Source organism: Mycobacterium sp., from assembly GCF_050701515.1.
Classification (GTDB): Bacteria; Actinomycetota; Actinomycetes; order Mycobacteriales; family Mycobacteriaceae; genus Mycobacterium.
In genome coordinates, this window is sequence record NZ_JBOGDB010000221.1 from 1 (window position 1) to 19034 (window position 19034).

Consider the following 19034-nt stretch of genomic DNA (forward strand, 5'->3'; position numbering starts at 1 on the left):
GTGCTCGAGAATGCCGAACAAGAAAGCGTCGACCCGCATCTCGAAGAAGTCCGCTGGTTGATGGGAACCAAATACTCTGGGGGGCATGGCGAACCGCAGAGCGCCGAACGTGTCCGGTATCCGCTGACGGCAAGCGGCCGGTCCGCGCGTTGGGTCGTCTTCGAGCCCAGCCGGTTGATCACGTGGGACAACCACAAGTTAAAGCGTTAGGAGTCAGTTATGAGCGAGGACACTGCCCCCGGCATTACTGGGATACACCACCTCTCCCTTACCGTCCGCGACATTGAAGCCAGCGTGGCCTGGTATCAGCGGCTGTTCCGCGCGGACCGAGTGCCGATGAAGTTCCCGCACTACGAACGGGAGAACACCGGCTATGGCGTGTTGCTCGTCGAGCCGCGTTCGGGTCTGGCGATTGGGCTGCACACGAACACCGGCAATGACGGCGAGCGATTCGACGAGGCCCACACCGGGCTGGACCACGTGGGATTCAACGTGGGCACACGTGAGGACCTGGCGGCCTGGACGGCCTGGCTGGACGAGCTTGGCATCGAGCACTCTGGCATCAGAGCCGAGGACGCACCGTTCGCATACGCGACAGTGGTGTTGCGCGATCCCGACAACATCCAGCTCGAGCTCTTCACGCTCGGCTGACGCCGGGAGTCGACACGAGCGACCAGTAGCTCCGTTCGCGCTCGGTCAGCTCGTTCGACGTGATCGCACCGAAGGCCGCGGCCTCGCGCGCGAACCGGGCCGGCGCATCGGGCAGCGCGTCCGGGCCCTCGAGCCGAAAACAACTCGGTGCCAGGGGACCGAACAGCAGGGCGCGGTGCAGGTGCGGCCAGTCATCCAGGTGTGGCTCGACTCCGGCGGCCCGGGCGAAGGTCAGCGCCGCCAGGTTCATCCGGGTTTTCTGGGGAAAGCCCCGCCGCGAGCGATAGGCATCGATGGCCATCCGCAGTTCGGTTTCGCTTGGCGGTGCGACCGCGCCGCCCCACGTGTAGGCGATCCAGCGGGCCTGAAGTTCCAGCGGCACAAAGTATCCGCCCGACTGGTCCCACATGCCCACGAACGCCAAACCCGGGAGGTCGGGATGGAACGTGTAGCGGTCGGCGTCCAGGTGCACCGCATCGAGATCGACGATCGCCCGAATATCGTCACCGAGAAAGGGCAGGGACAGGTCGAACCCGGTGCCGAACACGATCCCGTCGAACTCCTCGGCTTGGCCGTCGGCGAAGGTCACGGTCGCGCCGGCGACGGACTCCATCCACGGACGCACCGTGATCCGGCCTTCGGCCACGAGCGGCAGGTACTGCTGGGCCAGGGTGAGGCCCGCGGCGAAGAGGGACGGGTCGGGTGCCGGTGCGCCGTACTGCTCCGGGCTGCCGCCGGCCTCGACGACGATTTCCTTGAGCTGGCGGTCGATCTCCGCTGCGGGGAGAGTTTCGTTCGCCAACGTTCCGTATCGGGTGAAGATCCGGTGGTCGGACGGAACTCCGGCGGCGAACTTCGGCAGCACGTATCGCTGTCGCCGCTGGGTCACCACGACGCGGGCCGCGCCGAGCTGAGCGAGTTCCGCGGCGATCTCGAGGGCGCTGATGGCGCCGCCTGCGACGAGAACACGCTTGCCGAGGTAGCGAAGTGGCACCCGGTAGTGGTAGGTGGCGATCGCTTGTGCCGAGCCGGTGAACGTGTCGAGGCCCGGCACGTCAGGGATGGCGGGCGCGCGGAACCTGCCGGTGGCCACCACCACGCGTTCGAAACGCTCGGCCGTTCCGGCAGCGCTCACCAGCCAGCCGGCGTCGTCCCGGGTCACGAGCTCGACCGGAGTGCCGAACCGGATGCGCGAGGTGATGCCGAACAATTCGGCATACCGGTTGAGGTAGTCGAGGATCTCCCGGTTCGACGGGAAGACACAGTCGCTGTCGTGCTCGAGGTCGCTGAACGCCGTCATTACCCGACTGGTATTGGTGTGCATGGCCGGCCACACGCCGCTCGAGCCCTCCAGGCCGGTCCACTGTCCGCCCAGCAGCGGGCCCTGCTCGAAGATCGTCGGCTCGAATCCCTGCGACAGCAGCAAACGCGCCGCGACCAGCCCGCCCGGCCCGGCCCCGATCACGGCGACGCGACGCACCTCGCTCATGTCAGGTAGCGGTCACGCCATCGTGCGAAGCGGTTCCTCGGCACCTGGATCGCGGCCATGACCGCGCTCATCGGCGACGCCACCGACTTCGCGCGCGCGGCGGGCTCGGCGCCCGGGACCGCAGGGCCGTCGCCTTCCCACCACGTCGGTTCCAGCAGCGCGGACGTCACCGGAATCGCGTTGTCGACACTCTTGCGCCCCCACTCGCGGGCACGCTCGATAGACCTCACGGAGGGCGCCAGGTTCGCCGGCGACAACGTCGGCTCGAAGCGGACGATGTGGTCGGCGTAGGGCGCGTTGCGCACCATCTGCAGCTGGACGGCCTGGGTGATCGGGACCAGCCACAAGTGCCGCGGATCCCATTGCGGGTGGAAGCAGTCGAACGCGAGGTAACAGGCATTGCGGGTACCCAGCCGCCCATCGCGGACCCGCTTCCACGCCAGTTGGACCGGGACGTTGCTCGCCGCGCCGCCGTCGACGATCGCGGCGATGTCGTTGTCGGCGCACAGGGCGTCGAGGATCGGGACCATCCGCGGATCGCTCGTTTCGTGATGCAACACCCCAGGGATGGCCGACGAGAACGACGCCGCGTCGACGACGTTGAAGTCGCGGGTCAGGTCGTCGTCGCCGACGACGATGGGCTTGACCACCCGCAAGTCGATGAACGCGGCCACCTGCCACAGCCGGGCCGCCACCTGCGGGCCGATGCCGATCGGAAGGAATGGAAGCGATCGCAACCGCAGGGCCGCCAATTCGGGGCGGCGGAATCGCGACGGCAGCGACGCATAAGACCCCTTGCGCACACCGGCGACCACGGCGTCGAACGGGATGGCCAGGTCCGACATGCGCATGCGCTGGCCGTCCTCACGGCTGAACAGGGCGTGCGCGAACTGGTCGAAGCGCAGCGAGAACAGCCCGGCCAGCCCGTGGCGGCGGCGCACCCGCTCGGGCCCGAGGATGGCGCGGTAGGACACCGTTTTCGCCCAGGCGACGTACTCCTCGATCGGCACCGGCAGGGCGCGGCCCACGACGCTGCCCATGATCGACCCGAACGACGCGCCCATCATGTAGTCGGGAACATGGCCGGCCTCCAGCAGCCGCTGCATGCCGCCGATGTAGACGAATCCCGCACCTCCGCCACCGCCGAGGACCGTGACGAGTTTCTTGTAGCCGACTTCGGCGTCCAGTTCGGCGGCGGAGAAGTCGTTCCCGTGATGGTCGATGAGCAGCCGCCGCTGCTCGTCCTGCTCGTCGATGAGACCCGCGAGCAGGTCGCGCGCCGCCGTCAGGGCCGCGGCCGCGTCACGCTCCTCGCGCAGCGGTCCGTACAGGGCGTCGGCGACCCTGGCCCGCCAGGGCGCGATCTCGGCGCCGACCGAGACGTCCCCGCGCCCGCGGCTGCCGCCCGGGCCCGCGGCACCGGGTTCGAAGTCGGCGAGCCTGGCGAAGTTGAGGATGTACCGCAGCCTGCGCAGCTCCTCGCTGCTCAACGCGTCCGGGGTTGCCAGGTGGTGCCGGATGAGCCGGTTCTCCATCTTCTGCAGCAACAGGGCCGGCTCCGCCGAGGGCGGTTCGGCCGCGTCGAGCGCGTCGGCGCTCTCGTCCTCGAACGGGATTTGCATGGGAGTCAACCTCTCATGCCGGCTCGATTCCGGCAGGAAGACCTGAGAGCATCGTTACGTGACCGTCGTTCTCGCGTTGTGTTGCACCGACGGTATCGTGCTCGCTTCTGATTCACAGATCACCGACCCCGGCCGGGGACTGAGCTATCCCGCCCAGAAGCTGCACCGACTGGGCAATCACGCGGCGTGGGGCGGCAGCGGGTCACGAGCAGTCCTTCACGATCTCGAGCGGTTGTTCGACGCCGAACCCGACGCCGTCGTCGAAGCAGAAGACGTGGGGCGGGCGCTGCAGGAGCGGGTGCTGCCCATCTTGAAGCATCACTACGCCAGCTTCATCTCGGACGTGCCGGAAACGAAGCCGGGCGCGACGCCTGCTACCTATGTGTTGGCGGCGGGTTATGCCGGCGGCAGGCCGTTCATCGTGGACATCGACCCTCACGGGTTGATTGGTCACTACGAGGAAACCGGCTTTCAGGCGGTCGGCAGCGGCGCTTCGATGGCACAGCAGGCCTATGCGCTGCTCGCGAATTTCCGGTTGTCACAACGCGGTGTGGACTACGGCGTCGTCGCGGCCGTACGCGTACTCGACGCTCTCGACGCATCGTCACCGAGCGTCGGTGGACCGATGGACGTTTGTCGCATCACGCCGGAGCGGGCCCATCATCTCAGCGTGGAAGAGGTCGATGACGTACGCGGTCAGGTCGCTCGGTGGCTAGAGCTCGAGCAGCGGGCGATCGACGAACTTTTCTCATGACTCGTTTTGCAGCTACCGGAACCGGCCGGGACGGTCGTTCGCGAATCCTCGCACCACATGGGATCGCACAAAATCGGCGACGACCTCGTCGTCATCCATGTTCAACGTCGCCGACGGTGTGCTGAACAGCGAGAAGAGCATGCGCGCGAACCATTCACCGGCGGCCGCAACGTCGAGATCCTTGCGCACCTCGCCGGTGAGTTTCGCCGCGGCCAGATAGGGCGCGAGGAACTCGCCGCATTCACGCAGCAGCACCGCGGCGTTCTTCGTGAGGAGCAGGCTCACTTCATCTACGTGGAAATACTTCTCAGGTTCGACGAACCGCCGAGCCCTGGTCACGAAAACTGCGGCAAGGGTCAACTTCTCCTCGAGGTTGCTGCCACGGTCCATCGCCTTGCTCATCTCGCGGTAGAACCGCTCGGAAGCGTGTTCTGCGCAAGCCTCAACGATCGCCGCCTTATCGCGGAAATACTCGTACACCGTGCTGCGCGACACGTTGGCCGCGCGCGCGATGTCGACGATGGTGGTCCGGTCCAACCCGTGCCTGCGGAAGCAGGCGAAGGCCGACTCGATGATCATCTCGCGGGTGTCGATCGCGGTCGTCTCGGTAGTCACGGCAATTCGCAGTCAGTCGACCGGGGAGAGGATGAGTGCGCTTGTCGGCACGCCCGTTCCGGACGTAACCAACACGTGCTCAATCTCCTCGACTTGGTTGTGGGAGGTTCCGCGCACCTGGCGAACACCTTCGGTGATGCCGTTCATGCCGTGGATGTACGCCTCGCCGAGCAGCCCGCCGTTGGTGTTGATCGGCAGCGTCCCGCCAAGCGAGAGGTTCTCGATCGTCGCGAAGTCCTTCGCCTCGCCGCGACCGCAGAAGCCCAGCTCCTCGAGTTGCGTGAACACGAACGGCGTGAAGTGGTCATAGAGGAACGCGGTCTGGATGTCGGTGGGTTTGAGTCCCGAATCGCGCCAAAGCTTTTCGGCGACAACCCCCATCTCCGGTAGACCGGTGATGTCATCGCGGTAGTAGCTTGTCATGACTTCGCCGTCGTATGCCGCGCCCTGCACTGCCGCGGTGATCAGCGCTGGGGGTCGGGCGAGGTCGCGTGCGCGCTCGACGCTGGTGATGACCATGGCAACACCGCCATCGCTTTCCTGACAGCAGTCGAGCAGCCGCAGTACGGGTTCGATGACCCATCGTGAGTTCTGGTGGTCCTCGAGTGTGATGGGCCGCTGGTAGAACCAGGCGTCGGGGTTGCGCGCCGCGTGGGCGCGGTCGACGACGGAGATGCGCCCGAAGTCCTCGTTGGTGACGCCGTATTTGGACATGTAGCGCTGAGCGTGCAGTGCGACCCACGCCGCCGGCGTCAGCAAGCCGAATGGGGCGTACGGCGCAAGCCATAGCGGCGTCTCACCCGAAGACCGCGCGGTTGCCCCGCCGAACCGGAATCCGGACCGTTCATTGAATGCGCGGTAGCACACGACGGCGTTGGCCGTGCCCGTTGCCACGGCCATTGCGGCCTGGACCACGGTGCCGGCCGCCGCTCCGCCGCCGTGCGGAACCCGGGTGAAGAAGGTCAGATCGCCAATGCCGACGCTTCGGGCGATTTCGATCTCCTCGTTGGCGTCCATCGTGAAGGTGACCATGCCGTCGATGTCGCTGGGTCGCAGCCCGGCATCGTCGATGGCGGCTTTTACGGCCTCGCAGGCGAGTTGGAGCTCGCTGCGCCCGGACTCCTTCGAGAACTCGGTCTGGCCGATGCCGGCGATGGCGGCCATTCCGCCGAGACTCATGCGTGGACTCGGTCTTCCAGGAGGCTGACCGTCGCCGTCCCCGACACATGGTCGCCCAGGCTGTTCGATCCCTTGAACGCGACCTCGACGAAACCCTCGCCGTCGACGCCCTCGGACGTGCCGGTGACGCTGCCGGTGAATCGCAGCGGATCGTTGGGAAAGGCGGGCACGCCCAACCGGATCGCCAGCTTGGTCACCATCGCTTCCGGGCCCGCCCAATCGGTCAGAAAGCGCACGCACAATCCATTGGTGGTGAGGATGTTCATGAACATGTTGGGCGATCCCTGCTTCTTCGCGAACTCGGGATCGTGGTGTACCGGCATGAAGTCACGTGACGCGATCGCGCCCGCGACGATCACGGTTGCGGTGACCGGGATCTCCAGCGGCGTGACCTCGTCGCCGACATTGATGCCGCGCCAATCCAGGGTCGTGGTCCGAGATGTCTGCAAAGTCACAGTGGTCATTCCTCTTCTCTCACGTACTCGGTGCCGAGCCGCGCCAACTGCGCCGACGCCGAACCGAGGGTCAGCTCGTTGTGCTTGGCCCACAGGAAGTAACGGAACAGGGGATAGGTGATGTCGATGCCGATTCCGCCGTGAACCTGCTGAGCGGTTGACGCGACTCGCGCGCCCGCTTCGGCCGCCCAGAATTTCGCGATGCGGGCTTCCCGGATGGCCGGCCGGTTCTGGCCGAGGAGCCAGGCTGCCTGCCACATGGTCCATCGGATCGCCTCGACATCGATGAACGCGTCGGCCATGCGTTGCTGCACGGCCTGGAAGCTGCCGATCGGCCGCCCGAACTGCTCGCGTTCGGTCGTGTAGGCCGCGGCGATGTGCAGCGCACGGTCCGTCACGCCGAGTTGGATCGCGCAGAGCCCGACAAGCGCGCGGGCATATAGCGACTCGATCATCTGGGTGCCATTGCCGGCAATCCGGTCCTCATCGGAAACGACTGCGCCGTCGAGGAATACGTCAGCCTGGGGCTCGCCATTGGTCGTCGCAGCGGGTCGAACGTCGACGCCGTCGGTGGTCGCGTCGAGCAGGAAGAGGCCGACGTCACCGTCATCGACCGTGGCGGGGATGACCATCGTGTGGGCGAGTTGAGCCGCAGGCACCAGATCCTTGCTTCCGTCGAGACGCCAGCCGTCGCCGTCGCGACGCGCGGTGGTCGCGGGTGCTGTCGGCTCGGAGCGTCCCGGCTCGGTTAACGCCGCGGTGAGCAAGCGGCCGCCGTCGACAACCTCAGCGAGGTACCGCCGCTGGCCGTCGTCGCCGTGCCGGGCGATGATGTCGGCGCCGAGCAGCAGGGTGGCATATGCCGGCACCGGCGCGACGCTCCAACCCACCTCTGCGAGAAGCAATGCCAGCTCGAGGAAGCCGTGCCCGCTGCCGCCCACACTCTCCGGCAATGCGATTCCGAGAAGGTCAGCGGTCGCGAGTTCGTCCCAGAGCGCAGCGTCGTAGCGCACTTGACCTTTTTGCGAGCCGGCTTCGAGCTCGGTGAGGTGTTCGGGTGCGGCTCGGTGTTCGAAGAGCTGACGCGCGACCTTGGCGATCGTCTCTTGTTCTTCGGTGAACGTGAAGTCCATGCGTCCTGCTCTTCGCCTATCGGGCCGACCGGAACTGGTGCAGCACGAGGTCGTTGTCAAACGTCTCGTAGAAAATCTCTACGGGCATGCCGACTTCGACGTCGTCGGGAGCGATCTCACACAGGTTCGATACCAGCCTCACTCCTTCGTCGAGCTCGATGAGCGCGACGATGTAGGGATACTCCATGAACGGCATCGGGGGGTGTTGCGGCATCACGTAGCTGTACACGGCGCCGCGGCCCGAGGACTCGACGGTGTCCCAGTCGAGTGAGTTGCACGTTGGGCACATTGGGCGCGGCGGCTGACGCAGCGCCTGACAGCCCTTGCAGCGTTGGATCAAGAGCTTGTGGTCGCGCAGCCCGTTCCAGAAGAACTCGGTGTCCGGGCTGACCGTCGGTGCCAGTCTGGTCGCCATCAGCCTGCCCCGGCCGTGCCGGCGGGGATCCCCGCGTTGAATCGGAACACCCGGAACCGCTGGCGGCCGAGTACTTCACCGTTCTGGTCGGTGTAGGTCGACAACCAGGTGACGAAATGGCCGGTGCCCAGCGAGGTCTTCTTCTCGTCGGAGATGTCCTCGAATACCTGTGTCACCGAGATCACGTCGCCGAGGCGCGGATAGCGTTCGATCTCGAACTCCGAGTTGGTCGCCACGATGCCGGTGAACCCGGCTTCTTCGATGAACGCCGCCGGGTTCTTGCTCTTGTCCATCTCGATCGGAACGCCGCCGCGTTCGGCGATCCCCTCGAGCTTGGGGGCGGGCATCGTCCATGCCTGCAGCATGACCGGCGGTGACACGATGCCGCCGAACCTCGACTTCGCGGCGAACTCGGGATCCAGGTAAACCGGGTTCATGTCCGCGAGTGCATGGGCCCAGTGCCGAATCATCGGCTGGTTCACCGGATCCGGCGCAACGGTTGGCTTACCGGATCCGCCGGTGGGTTGGCCGATGAGCGCATCGAGCTTCTCACGAAATTCGGTCTTGTCTGTCACTTCGCATCCCCATTCTGCGTTGCCGCGTCCCGGAGGTCGCGTGGTGCGCGCGGCATGAAAAGACCGGCCATCGCGATGATGTCGCGCTGCAGTTCGTTGGCGCCGCCGCCGAAGGTGTTGATCACCGCGATCCGGCACGCCGATTCGAGAGCACCGCGCAACGGTGCGCCATCGCCCTTTCGAGTGCCGCCGCGGTCCAATACCTCGAGCAGTTCGCGGGCCACCTGTTGCGTCAGCTCGGTGCCGAAGACCTTGACCGCGGACGCTTCGCCCATGCCGAGGGCGCCTTTGGTCATCGCCGCGTTGACTCGCAGGTTCATGATCTTGTAGGCCGCGACCTGCGCCTCGACTCGGGCCAGCGCGTGTTGCACCCACGGCTGGTCGATGACGTGGCCGCCGTCGAGTTCGGTGGCCTGTGCCCACCGCAGCGTCTTGGAGAACAATGGCTCCAGCGCACCCATGTTGCCCAGCGCGGCGCGCTCGAAGTTCAGCTGTGTGGTGATCAGCCTCCAGCCTTCGTTCTCGCCGGCGACGATCGAACCGGCGGGAACCCGCACATCGTCGTAGAACGTGTAGAAGGTGGACACGCCCGGCATGGTGTGCAGTGGCTTCCAGGAGAACCCGGGCGACGATGTCGGCACGATGAAAATCGAAATGCCCTTGTGCTTCTTGACTGTCGGATCGGTGCGCGCCGCGAGCCAGATGTAGTCGGCGTACGCCGCGCCACTGGTGAACGTCTTCTGACCGTTGATGATGTAGTCGTCGCCGTCGCGCACGGCAAGGGTCCGCAGCGACGCCAGATCGCTTCCTGCCGACGGCTCGGAATACCCGATCGCGAACTCGACAGTGCCGTCGAGTATCGCGGGCAGGAACTTCTGCTTCTGTTCCTCTGTGCCGCAATTCGCGAGTGTGGGCCCGACGGTGTTGAGCGTGACCAACGGGATGGGTGCGTTGACCCGCTGCGCCTCTTCGAAGAAGATGAACTGCTCGAGCGCGGTAAAGCCACGTCCGCCATATTCTTTGGGCCAGCCGACGCCAAGCAATCCAGCGGCGCCTAGCGCTCGCACGCACTCCTTGACGGCCTCGCCGCCCTCCATGCGGCCGGCCACCGCGGCGATGCGGTCGGCGGTCATCACCGCCTCGAGTGCGGCGCGGATCTCGGCGCGCAACTCTTTCTGTTCGGGTGTGAAATCCAGGTACATGGCTAGCCGCCCCCGAGTCGCACCGGCATCCGCTTCACGCCGGGCACCATCGTCGCCCGCATGCGGTCGACGTCGCCGACGAGGTCGAGCTTGGGGTATCGGCCAAGCAACACCTCGAAGAACACGCGGGCCTCGAGTCGGGCCAGCTGTGCCCCGAGGCAGGAGTGCTCGCCGCAGCCGAACGCGATGTGCGGATTCGGATGACGGGTGACCTTGAATTCCTCTGCGTCGGAACCGAAAATCTCCTCGTCGCGGTTGGCGGAGCCGTAGAGCATCACGACCATCTCGCCCTCTCGGATGTGCTGTCCTCGGATCTCGACGTCGACCGTCGCCGCCCGCGCCATGTGCGTCACCGGATTGGTCCAGCGCAGCATCTCCTCCACCGCGCCGGAGATCAGCGTGGGGCCCTCGACGAGCTTGCGGCATTCGTCCGGGTGCTCGATGAGCGCCAACGTGCCCAGCGCGATGAGGTTCCGGGTGGTTTCGTTGCCGGCCACGAGCAGCAGGAATGCGAAGTTCAGCAGGTCTTCGTCGGTGAGCTTGGCCCCGTCGACCTCGGCGGTGGTCAGCACCGACAGCATGTCGTTTCTCGGCTCGGCGCGCCGCGCGGCGATCAGCTGCTGGAAGTACTCGAACAGCTCGCCGATGGCCACGAACGAATCGAGTTCGATCTCGGGATCGTCGACCCCGGTGCAGGCATCCGACCATCTGCGGAACTGCTCCCAGTCGTCGGGCGGAGCGCCGATCAACTCGGCGATCATCCTCGTGGGCAACGGCGCCGCTAGCTTTTCGGCGAATTCGTGGGTGGACTCGGGCCGGACGTCCTCGAGAACTCCGTAGACGATCTCGCGCACCTTCGGCTCGAGGATCGCCACCTGTCGGCGGGTGAACGCTGTGTTGATCAGCTTGCGCAGCTGACGGTGTCGCGGCGGGTCGGTGAAGATGAGGTTGCCCTCTTGAACCGGGTTCGGAAAAACGGGGTCGGGGATGGTGATGCCCTTGGTCGAGCTGAACATGTCCGGGTTTGTGGACACGTACCGGATGTCCTCGTACTTCAGCAGCGCCCAGAACTTCGTGACGTCGTTCCAGCACACCGGCGCGCTCTCGCGCAGCGCCTTATAGGCGGGGAACGGGTCGCCAATGAAGAAGTCCGGGGAGTGCAGCGGGACTGTCGTAGTCAGCGCGGCCTCCCTCGATATGAACGGGCATCGGACAGATCACCGCGATCTGTTCGATGACCTCTGTGTCTACTGGATGGTGCCGACGCTGTCAATATCTGGTGATTCGGTTGATGGTCAAGCAAGTTAGATGCCTGCAATTGACGCGGCCAGTCCGACAGGTGTACACCATGTGTTGATCCGCTGACCTCGGTGAGGAGCCAAGATGTCGGCAGTTGCAGGGTTGCGAGTCGTCGAGATCGCCGGCGACATCGCCGGCCCGTATTGCACCAAGTTGCTTGTCGATCTCGGCGCCGAGGTCACCAAGATCGAGCCACCGTCCGGAGATCCCCTTCGTAGCTGGGGGCCGTTTCCCGGTGGCGCTTCAGATCCCAATCGGTCCGGCTTATTCGAGTATCTGAATGCCGGGAAGCGCGGAGTGACACTAGATCTCACGACTGATAGCGGTGTTGCCGACGCACGCCGGCTAATCGGGGACGCACACGTTCTCGTCGAGGCGCTCCGGCCGGGAACTCTCGACGGCTGGGGGCTCGACGTCCACGCATTGGAGGAGCTGAGCCCTGGACTTGTCGTCGTTCGCATCTCAGACTTCGGGCAGCATGGACCGCTGCGCGATCGCGTCGCCACGCCGCTGACGATGCAAGCGGCATCGGGGTGGATCAACACGAGGGATCCCGATCGACCTCCGGTGCAGGCGGGCGCAAGGATTTCCGAATACGTCGCCGGTGCCTACGGTGCGCTCGGCGCGCTCACCGCGCTACGGAACAGGTCCGCGGGACACGTCGTCGAGGTCGACGTTTCGGTGCTGGAGTCTCTGTTGTCGACGCTGCCGTATCCGATGCTCATGGCCGAACGGATGCGAAAACTGGGTCTGCCCACCAACACTCGGGCGGCGCCGATGATGGGTATCGTCCGCGCGGCCGACGGGTGGATCGGTATCAACTGCCTAACCGGTCAGCATTGGCTCGATGTGTGTGCGATGCTCGGTCTGACGGAGTACGGCGAGCACCAGATCGCGATCATGCTGGGCGGGCCCGAGCGCGACGATTTCTTCGCCAAGGCCCAACCATGGCTGTCCGGGCGCACCGTTGCCGAGATCGTCGAGTTGAGCCAGGCATTGCGGATTCCGGCCGCCCCCGTCAGCGACGGCGCGACCGTGCTTCAGTGTCCGCAATACCTCGAACGCGGCTTCTTCGTCGAAGGTGGCGGCGACGATTGGTCGTTCCGGAGGCCGGGCGCTCCGTTCCGGCTGTCGCGGACACCGGTCTTGCCACCGCGTCCCGCACCTCGTCTTGGTGCGCAAGCACCCGTCGCCACGAGCAAGGGATCGTCTGATTGGCCGACAACCGAAGCGGCCGCGGACCCATCGACGCCGTTCGCGGGGGTGAGGGTTCTGGACCTGAGCACGTTCTGGGCGGGCGCCTACCTCACGTGTTACCTGGGTGCCTTCGGTGCCGAGATCGTGAAAGTCGAATCGATACAACGACCCGATGGCCATCGCTACTCCGGTGCTTGGTCCTATGAGGGCGACCGCTGGTATGAGCGGAGCGCCATGTGGCAGGGCACCAATCTCAACAAGCGCGACGTCACACTGGATCTCACGTCGGAGCAAGGCCGTGAAGTAGCGCGCCGGCTTGTCCGCGAGGCGGACGTCGTTGTCGAGAACTTCTCACCACGGGTGATCGAGCAGTTCGGGCTGGACTACGAGTCGCTGTTTGAACTCAACTCTGACGTGATCCTGCTGCGGATGCCGGGATTCGGCTTGCTGGGCCCCTGGCGCGACTATGTCGGTTGGGCGCTGAACATCGAGCAGACATCGGGCATGTCGGCCGTGACCGGGTACGCCGACGGCCCGCCGTGCAATCTGCAGGGGCCCGCCGATCCCATCGTCGGGGTGCATGCCGGCGTCGCCCTGCTCGCCGCGCTCGAGCATCGGCGCCGGACCGGCGAAGGCCAACTCATCGAGGTAGCGCAGATCGAGGTTGCGGCCTGCATAGCCGCCGAGCCGGTGATCGAATACTCGATGAATGGTGTCGTTCGGCCGCGCGAGGGCAACCGCCGCCGCGGCTATCTGCAGGGTGTGTACCCGACTGCGGCGGACGGCGCATGGGTGGCGATCTCCGTCCGCGACGAAACCGACTGGCGCCAACTGGTTCACGCGATGGGACGTGCAGATGTGCTCGGCGGCCTTTCGCACGACGCGTTCGACACGTTGGTCGCCGACTGGACGCGGGCCGGAACCGCGGCGGAAATCGTCGATGCCCTGAGCGCACGACATGTTCCCGCTGAGCAGGTGCTGACGCCCGACCGCATGTATTTCGTGCCGCAGCTCGACGCGCGCGGATATTACGAAGAGCTTGTCCACCCGGTGACCGGGCCACACCGTTATCCGGGTTGGCCGTTCAGGATTACCCCTGGGCCTAGCCATCACCACCGGTTCGCGCCGCCGACACTGGGGCAACATAACGAAGAGATTCTCCGAGGACTCGGCGTTGCGGGTGACGAACTCGCAGACTTGCGCGCCCGACAGGTCATCGGCGAGGCCGCGCTCAACGCGTAATCTTCTGTCATTCATCAAACGAAGGTTCGCCACATGACGCGTCAGCCTCAGATATCCCTCTATCTACGAACCTTCTCCGACGACCCGGACAATGACTGGAATCCAACTCTTGACACGGCTCGCGCAATGGACGCCGCCGGCGTGGACCGGGTCACGTTGTCGGATCACATCGTGTTCGGTGAGAACCTCGAGGCCTACACCAACCCGTCGCTCGGTGGCACAACGGGTGGACGACAGCCGACCGGTCCCGATGGCCACTGGCTGGAACCCCTCATCTTCCTGACCGCTGTCGCCGCCACGACGACGCGCATCCGGCTCGGAACCGCAGTGCTGCTCGCGGCGCTGCGACGACCGGTGGTGTTGGCCAAGCAGTTGGCGACCATGGATGTGCTGTCCGGCGGACGCGTCGACCTTGGGGTGGGTGTTGGCTGGCAGCGTGAAGAGTACGAGGCGGCCGGTTTGTCCTTTGAGCGCCGGGGACGCCTGCTCGACCACACGTTGGAGGTCTGCCAAACGTTGTGGACGCAGCAGCGCGCCGGCTACAGCTCGCCGGAAGTGTCCTTCGACGGCATTCACCAGATGCCCAAACCGCTGCAGCCCGGGGGTATACCCGTCTGGGTCAGTGGCACCGTGAACGCCGCGGTCGCCCGCCGGCTCAGCCGGTTCGGCACCGGCTGGATTCCGTGGGGTCCGGCGATCGCCGACCTCGAGGGCGCCGTGCCTGCCATGAAGCGGGCGATCGCCGAGGCCGGTGGCGACCCGAGCGACCTCCAGGTACAGGGCACCGCGGCGTTGAAGAAAGGCGCCGACGGATCGATCGACGTGCGCGCCTCCGTCGCGTCGGTGCCGCAACAGGTGGCCGCCGGCGCCACTGACATCCGCTTCGCGGGAGCGCTTCCCACGGATCCTCGGCAGGCGACCGAGGTCCTTTCGGAGTTGGTGAGCGCGTTTAGGGAAGTAACTCGCTGAGCGTCGCCCGGTTACGGCTGCGCGAAGGGTGCGAAGCGTTTGTTGAAGCCGGCTTTCCGCAGGGCGATATGTTCCTGCCGTTCCTGCTCAGTCACGTCGGTGCGGGTGCCTGGCGGCAGAGCGTCTTCCAACTGATCGAGCGACACCAGCTGTGAACTGACGGTCGGCTGCGTCCCGGGCTCGGAGGGGAGGTCCTGGAATCGGATGGAGATGGTGCCCTGGTTCAAGCCGCCGGTTGAGACCCAGTTCTCCACGCCCGGATCCGTCGGCGAGATCACGATGGTGTAGGTCCCGTCGGGGTTCTCGATGGCTTGATCGATGTTCAGGCTGGTCTGTTGATCCCAATAGTTGTTGGTGATCGTCCAGTCGTTGGTCACCGGAACGGTGAAATAGCCGGCGTCACCGGGGTCGATGGTGACGACGAGCGCTTGATCATCGGCCAGCTGGAAGTACCCCGCGCTCTGCATTTGGGTCGCCAGGAACTCGGCGTTGCGGGTCGGGTTGGTCAGCACGTTGGGCTGCCTGCGCTCGCCCGTCGTGGGATCGACCGTGGCCACCCTGATGTATTCGCGTTCCATCGACAGGCCGAGCGCCATCACCACCGCGGTCACCGCGCCCCGCAGCAGCGGCGGCGGGTCGGCCAGTGGCGGGATCAACGAGACCAGCGTCGTCAACGCCGGGCTGTCGGTCACCGCCGGCCCGATCAGCGGGATGGCGAAACCGCCCAGTTGGCTGAACAGGCTGTTGGGCGGGCCGCTGATGCGCTGGATCGACATGGTCATCGGCTGCTGAGTGTTCCAGTCGGACAACGTATCCCGCACCGCGATCAGGGTGGAGTCGGAGGTGAGCTGAAGGTGGTTGTCCTGCCCCGGTTCCGGTGGGGCACCGCTCACGTAGATCGTGTAGCTGCCGTCCGGATTGGGCACGAGTTGGTCTTTGGTCAGAACATCCGCCGTCGTGCCCGACAACCCGGTCAACAGGCTGAAGGTCACGTCGGCCGGTTCGGCGTTCTCCTCGAACCGGACGTTGATGACGTAGGTCGACGTCTTGTTGACCGGCATGAAGCGGTAGATCGTGTCCGGGTTGTCGTAGAGGATGCGCGAGCCGCCGACACTCTGGTGGTACCAGGTGTGCGGCGGCGCGACCTGCATGACAGCGTTGGGAGTCATCGGGTTTAGCAACTGCTGCTGAAACGCTGCCGCCATCGCGTACTCGTCGACCGCCCGGCTCAGCTGCGCGAGGTTCTCCTGATCGGGTCCGCCGACCTCGCTGAACTCACTGTGCGCCGTGGCGAGCCATCCCACCTTCAGAACGACCTTCATCAACTGAACCGGCAGCGTGTTCACGGTTTCGGTGGCCGCTTTCTCTGCGGCGATCTGTTCCGGGTTCCCAAGCGGACTGTCCGCGGCCGTCGAAACGCTCTGATTCACGACCGCGGCTGGGGCGGCCGCGGGTTGTTTCGCGGCGGGGGTTGCGGTGTGTCCGAGTTCGCGCCGCGCAAACCCGGCCATCGCCCACCCCACCGGGGACGGCGGAGGTGCGACCGGGCTTGGGATCGCTCGCGATTCCGCTGACGAGGTGTCGTCGCCACCCTCTTTGTCGGTGGGCGTCTCCACGGTCTGCGTTCTAATCTGCGACCGCCGCTGGGATCGGTGCGTTGAATCTTCTGAATCCGTGGCCGAGGCGGCGGTTGAACGCAACTGCTGTTGTCTTGCAGACAATGTCGACCTCAACGAAGTCAAGGGCCGGTTCTTCTTTGCGTCGGATGAGTCCGACGTACTCGGCGTCGATTTCGTGGGGTTCGTGCCCGGCGCGGTTGGTCCGGGGTTCGGGGACGATGACTCTGAGGAACTCGACTTGCCGCTGTCTGTCGACTCACCGCTATCTGCCGAAGCGATTCCCGGGCTGTTGGCAATCGCCACACCGATGCCCAGCGCGACCGCCAGTGCACCGACCCTACCCACGTACAGCGTCATTGCCATGGGAGGAGTTCCTTTCGCGCGACCGCCGCTGGCCGGTACTGTAGTCAGGTGACTACAGCTCGCGCAAGCACCGGCTCGCGGCGCGCGGATGCACCCCTGGGCAGGGCAGAGGTCGTCGCGGCGGTTCTGGAGTCCGCCGCCGACCTGTTCTCGGAATGCGGACCCGCGGCAACGTCCATCCGCGACATCGCGGCGCGCTCACACGTCAATCACGGATTGATTCACCGGCACTTCGGCAGCAAGGACGCGCTCGTCGGCGCGGTGCTCGATCATCTTGGCCAGCACCTCGCCGAACTCCTCGCCGAGAAGGCCGACGGAAGCAGGATTGCCGCCGCGGTCGACCGCCAGCTGCGGGTACTCGCCCATGTGTCACTGGACGGGTATCCGGTCGGTGAGCTCCAGAGCCGCTTTCCGACGATGGCCGCGCTGGTGGACACGATTCGGCCGCGGCACTCCACCGAGCTCGGTGCGCGGCTGGCCGCGGCCCATACGATCGCGGTGCAACTCGGCTGGTGCCTGTTCGGCGACTTCTTGCGCGCGTCGACCGGTCTGGAGGACCTCGATGAGCGCACGTTTGCCCGGTCGATCGGGAAGACTGTGGCCATGATCCTTGACGCCGACGGACCGGGAGAATTGTGATGCGGATGCCTAGGGCCATGGCGAGATTCAATCGCCGAATCACCAATCCGCTGGCCCGCGCACTCGGCGGATGGGTGCCGACACAGGGCGTCCTCGAGCATGTCGGACGCAAGTCGGGTAAGCGCTATCGAACACCCCTGAACATCTTTGATACCGACGACGGCTACGTCATCCTCATCGGCTACGGACTCGAATCGCACTGGGTCCAGAACGTGTTGGCGGGCGGACCGGCAAGCATTCACAAGCACGGCAAGACGGTGGCAGTCGCCCAGCCTCGGCTGGTAAGCAAGGCCGAGGCCGAAGCGCTGGTGAATCCTCGATCTCGGCTCTTTTACCGGATGCACCCCTACAACGAAGCGGCCCTGGTGTTGGCGGCTCGTTAGGCCGGCTTCGTGATGGCCAGCACTTCGGCACCGGGCAGCGACGCCAGCACGTCCGACGAGGCAAGCAGTTTCGAGCCGCGTACGCCGCTGCCGATGATCACCCGCTGCTGATCGGCGACACCGCTATCGACCAAGATCGGCCAGCCCGACGGCAGCCCGATCGGCGTGATGCCGCCGTATTCCATGCCGGTCAGGGCAACCGCGGTGTCCATCGATGCGAACGAAATCTTGCGGGCGTCAAGGTGTTTGCGCACGATGCCGTTGACATCGGCACGGCTGGTGGCCAGCACGATGCACGCCGCGTGCCATACCCGGTCGGCGCGCTTGGCTTCCACGACGACACAGTTCGCCGAGATGTCCGGGCCGATGCCGTAGTGCTCGCAGAAGGCCGCGGTGTCGGCGAGGTCAGGATCGATTGCGCTCACCCACAGCCCGTCCCCGGTGTTCTGCTCGATATAGCGACGTATCGGATCGCCGATGTCGCCCAGCGATTCGTTGACCGGCACGAAGTTCAGTCGTCCTACGTCCACACCGTCGATGAAGGCCAGCAGCCGCGGGTCGTCGGACGTGAAGCGGTCGACCTCCTCGCCGCCGTCGCACCGCAACAGGGCGACCGTCACGCCATGGCCTTTTCGGGAGATCACCTCCCAGACCGCGCCGGAGTCCTGCCAGCGCTGAAGTTCCGCAACCCGATCGACGTGCATCCTTCTACGATTCCACCCCATGACTGGCCGGCGGCAGCCACGTCGCGGTCCTGCCCAACCTGCTGAAGTAGGCTGCTGGCCGTGAGTCTGGCCCCGGCTGTCGCGGTCGCGGTGGTGTTCGTGTGGCTGGGCATGGTGCTGGCGATCTCCTTGGTTGAGACGCCGCTGAAATTCCGTGCTCCCGGTGTCACCCTGGCAATCGGTCTTGGCATCGGCCGCTTGGTTTTTCGTGCGCTCAACGCCTGCGAACTCGTGCTGGCGGCGGCGCTGTTCGGCTCGTTTGTCCTCGAGCGGCCGCCCTTCGGTGTGGCGGTGGCGGCGGGCGTTGCCGTACTGACCCTGCTGGCCCAGGTGCTGGTGGTGCGGCCGCGGTTGACCCGCCGGTCTGACGCGGTGCTGTCCGGTGGGGATGGGCCGGGTCCGCGTTCGCGGGCGCACTGGGCCTACGTCGGCCTGGAACTGGTCAAGGTGGCCGCGCTGCTCATCGCGGGTGTCCTGCTGCTGGCATCGTGAGACGATCGCCCGGTGC

21 protein-coding genes are annotated in these 19034 nt (G+C 65.7%); 9 read left to right on the plus strand and 12 right to left on the minus strand.

Going from position 1 to position 19034, the window contains the following annotated elements; all coding sequences use genetic code 11:
* The coding region (locus ACRDU5_RS17330; protein ID WP_526615902.1) for a hypothetical protein at positions 1–210 on the plus strand (210 nt) is incomplete at its 5' end.
* A 9-nt stretch (positions 211–219) separates the two neighbouring features.
* Positions 220–651: a VOC family protein gene (locus ACRDU5_RS17335; RefSeq protein ID WP_526615904.1), complete on the plus strand. Its 432-nt coding sequence runs from the start codon at positions 220–222 to the stop codon at positions 649–651.
* On the opposite strand, the gene ACRDU5_RS17340 is transcribed toward ACRDU5_RS17335, so the two are convergent.
* Entirely contained in the window at positions 638–2140 is a 1503-nt protein-coding gene (locus ACRDU5_RS17340; RefSeq protein WP_526615905.1) for a flavin-containing monooxygenase, read from the minus strand. The genes ACRDU5_RS17335 and ACRDU5_RS17340 overlap by 14 nt on opposite strands.
* Positions 2137–3762 carry a patatin-like phospholipase family protein gene (locus tag ACRDU5_RS17345; RefSeq protein WP_526615907.1) on the minus strand — a complete coding sequence of 542 codons (1626 nt, stop codon included), beginning with the start codon at positions 3760–3762 and terminating at the stop codon, positions 2137–2139. Before ACRDU5_RS17345 ends, ACRDU5_RS17340 begins: the two co-directional genes overlap by 4 nt.
* 58 nt (positions 3763–3820) lie before the next feature.
* Here ACRDU5_RS17345 and ACRDU5_RS17350 point away from each other — a divergent pair, with 58 nt between their 5' ends.
* Positions 3821–4516 carry a proteasome protein gene (locus ACRDU5_RS17350; protein WP_526615909.1) on the plus strand — a complete coding sequence of 232 codons (696 nt, stop codon included), beginning with the start codon at positions 3821–3823 and terminating at the stop codon, positions 4514–4516.
* Between the two features lie 12 nt (positions 4517–4528).
* On the opposite strand, the gene ACRDU5_RS17355 is transcribed toward ACRDU5_RS17350, so the two are convergent.
* From ACRDU5_RS17355 to ACRDU5_RS17390, 8 genes are read right to left on the minus strand one after another with little or no spacing between them, the layout of a single operon-like run.
* Positions 4529–5095 (minus strand): TetR/AcrR family transcriptional regulator, encoded by a 567-nt coding sequence (locus ACRDU5_RS17355; RefSeq protein WP_526615924.1) that lies wholly within the window; start codon positions 5093–5095, stop codon positions 4529–4531.
* 48 nt (positions 5096–5143) lie between these two features.
* A complete protein-coding gene (locus tag ACRDU5_RS17360; protein ID WP_526615910.1) occupies positions 5144–6310 on the minus strand; it encodes a thiolase family protein in 1167 nt (388 codons plus the stop codon).
* Positions 6307–6774, minus strand: coding sequence for a MaoC family dehydratase (locus tag ACRDU5_RS17365; protein ID WP_526615911.1), 468 nt, complete (start codon positions 6772–6774; stop codon positions 6307–6309). The genes ACRDU5_RS17360 and ACRDU5_RS17365 overlap by 4 nt, the downstream gene beginning before the upstream one ends.
* Positions 6771–7898 carry an acyl-CoA dehydrogenase family protein gene (locus ACRDU5_RS17370; RefSeq protein WP_526615912.1) on the minus strand — a complete coding sequence of 376 codons (1128 nt, stop codon included), beginning with the start codon at positions 7896–7898 and terminating at the stop codon, positions 6771–6773. The genes ACRDU5_RS17365 and ACRDU5_RS17370 overlap by 4 nt, the downstream gene beginning before the upstream one ends.
* A gap of 16 nt (positions 7899–7914) precedes the next feature.
* A complete protein-coding gene (locus ACRDU5_RS17375; RefSeq protein WP_526615913.1) occupies positions 7915–8313 on the minus strand; it encodes a Zn-ribbon domain-containing OB-fold protein in 399 nt (132 codons plus the stop codon).
* The gene (locus ACRDU5_RS17380; RefSeq protein WP_526615914.1) at positions 8313–8888 is read right to left on the minus strand and encodes an FAS1-like dehydratase domain-containing protein; all 576 of its coding nucleotides are present in this window, start codon (positions 8886–8888) and stop codon (positions 8313–8315) included. Before ACRDU5_RS17380 ends, ACRDU5_RS17375 begins: the two co-directional genes overlap by 1 nt.
* Positions 8885–10090 (minus strand): acyl-CoA dehydrogenase family protein, encoded by a 1206-nt coding sequence (locus tag ACRDU5_RS17385; RefSeq protein ID WP_526615916.1) that lies wholly within the window; start codon positions 10088–10090, stop codon positions 8885–8887. Before ACRDU5_RS17385 ends, ACRDU5_RS17380 begins: the two co-directional genes overlap by 4 nt.
* Positions 10091–10092: 2 nt before the next feature.
* The gene (locus tag ACRDU5_RS17390; RefSeq protein ID WP_526615926.1) at positions 10093–11271 is read right to left on the minus strand and encodes a cytochrome P450; all 1179 of its coding nucleotides are present in this window, start codon (positions 11269–11271) and stop codon (positions 10093–10095) included.
* A 202-nt stretch (positions 11272–11473) separates the two neighbouring features.
* On the opposite strand from ACRDU5_RS17390, the gene ACRDU5_RS17395 reads away from it, so the two are divergent.
* Entirely contained in the window at positions 11474–13828 is a 2355-nt protein-coding gene (locus ACRDU5_RS17395; protein ID WP_526615917.1) for a CaiB/BaiF CoA transferase family protein, read from the plus strand.
* 33 nt (positions 13829–13861) lie between these two features.
* Complete coding sequence (locus ACRDU5_RS17400; RefSeq protein ID WP_526615918.1) at positions 13862–14797, plus strand: TIGR03619 family F420-dependent LLM class oxidoreductase; 936 nt, start codon at positions 13862–13864, stop codon at positions 14795–14797.
* 11 nt (positions 14798–14808) lie between these two features.
* Here ACRDU5_RS17400 and ACRDU5_RS17405 read toward each other — a convergent pair whose 3' ends face one another.
* Complete coding sequence (locus tag ACRDU5_RS17405) at positions 14809–16413, minus strand: DUF1214 domain-containing protein (protein ID WP_526615919.1); 1605 nt, start codon at positions 16411–16413, stop codon at positions 14809–14811.
* A 58-nt stretch (positions 16414–16471) separates the two neighbouring features.
* On the opposite strand from ACRDU5_RS17405, the gene ACRDU5_RS17410 reads away from it, so the two are divergent.
* The 3 genes from ACRDU5_RS17410 to ACRDU5_RS17420 are packed head-to-tail and all read left to right on the plus strand — an operon-like array spanning position 16472 to position 17801.
* Complete coding sequence (locus ACRDU5_RS17410) at positions 16472–16831, plus strand: hypothetical protein (RefSeq protein ID WP_526615920.1); 360 nt, start codon at positions 16472–16474, stop codon at positions 16829–16831.
* On the plus strand, positions 16828–17418 hold the full coding sequence (locus ACRDU5_RS17415) for a TetR/AcrR family transcriptional regulator (RefSeq protein ID WP_526615921.1): 591 nt from the start codon (positions 16828–16830) through the stop codon (positions 17416–17418). Before ACRDU5_RS17410 ends, ACRDU5_RS17415 begins: the two co-directional genes overlap by 4 nt.
* Complete coding sequence (locus tag ACRDU5_RS17420) at positions 17418–17801, plus strand: nitroreductase family deazaflavin-dependent oxidoreductase (RefSeq protein WP_526615922.1); 384 nt, start codon at positions 17418–17420, stop codon at positions 17799–17801. Before ACRDU5_RS17415 ends, ACRDU5_RS17420 begins: the two co-directional genes overlap by 1 nt.
* On the opposite strand, the gene ACRDU5_RS17425 is transcribed toward ACRDU5_RS17420, so the two are convergent.
* Positions 17798–18331 (minus strand): YbaK/EbsC family protein, encoded by a 534-nt coding sequence (locus tag ACRDU5_RS17425; protein ID WP_526615928.1) that lies wholly within the window; start codon positions 18329–18331, stop codon positions 17798–17800. The two genes, ACRDU5_RS17420 and ACRDU5_RS17425, sit on opposite strands and share 4 nt — an antisense overlap.
* A gap of 255 nt (positions 18332–18586) precedes the next feature.
* Between ACRDU5_RS17425 and ACRDU5_RS17430 the strand changes: the two genes are divergently transcribed.
* Positions 18587–19018, plus strand: coding sequence for a hypothetical protein (locus ACRDU5_RS17430; protein WP_526615923.1), 432 nt, complete (start codon positions 18587–18589; stop codon positions 19016–19018).
* Positions 19019–19034: the final 16 nt, after the last annotated feature.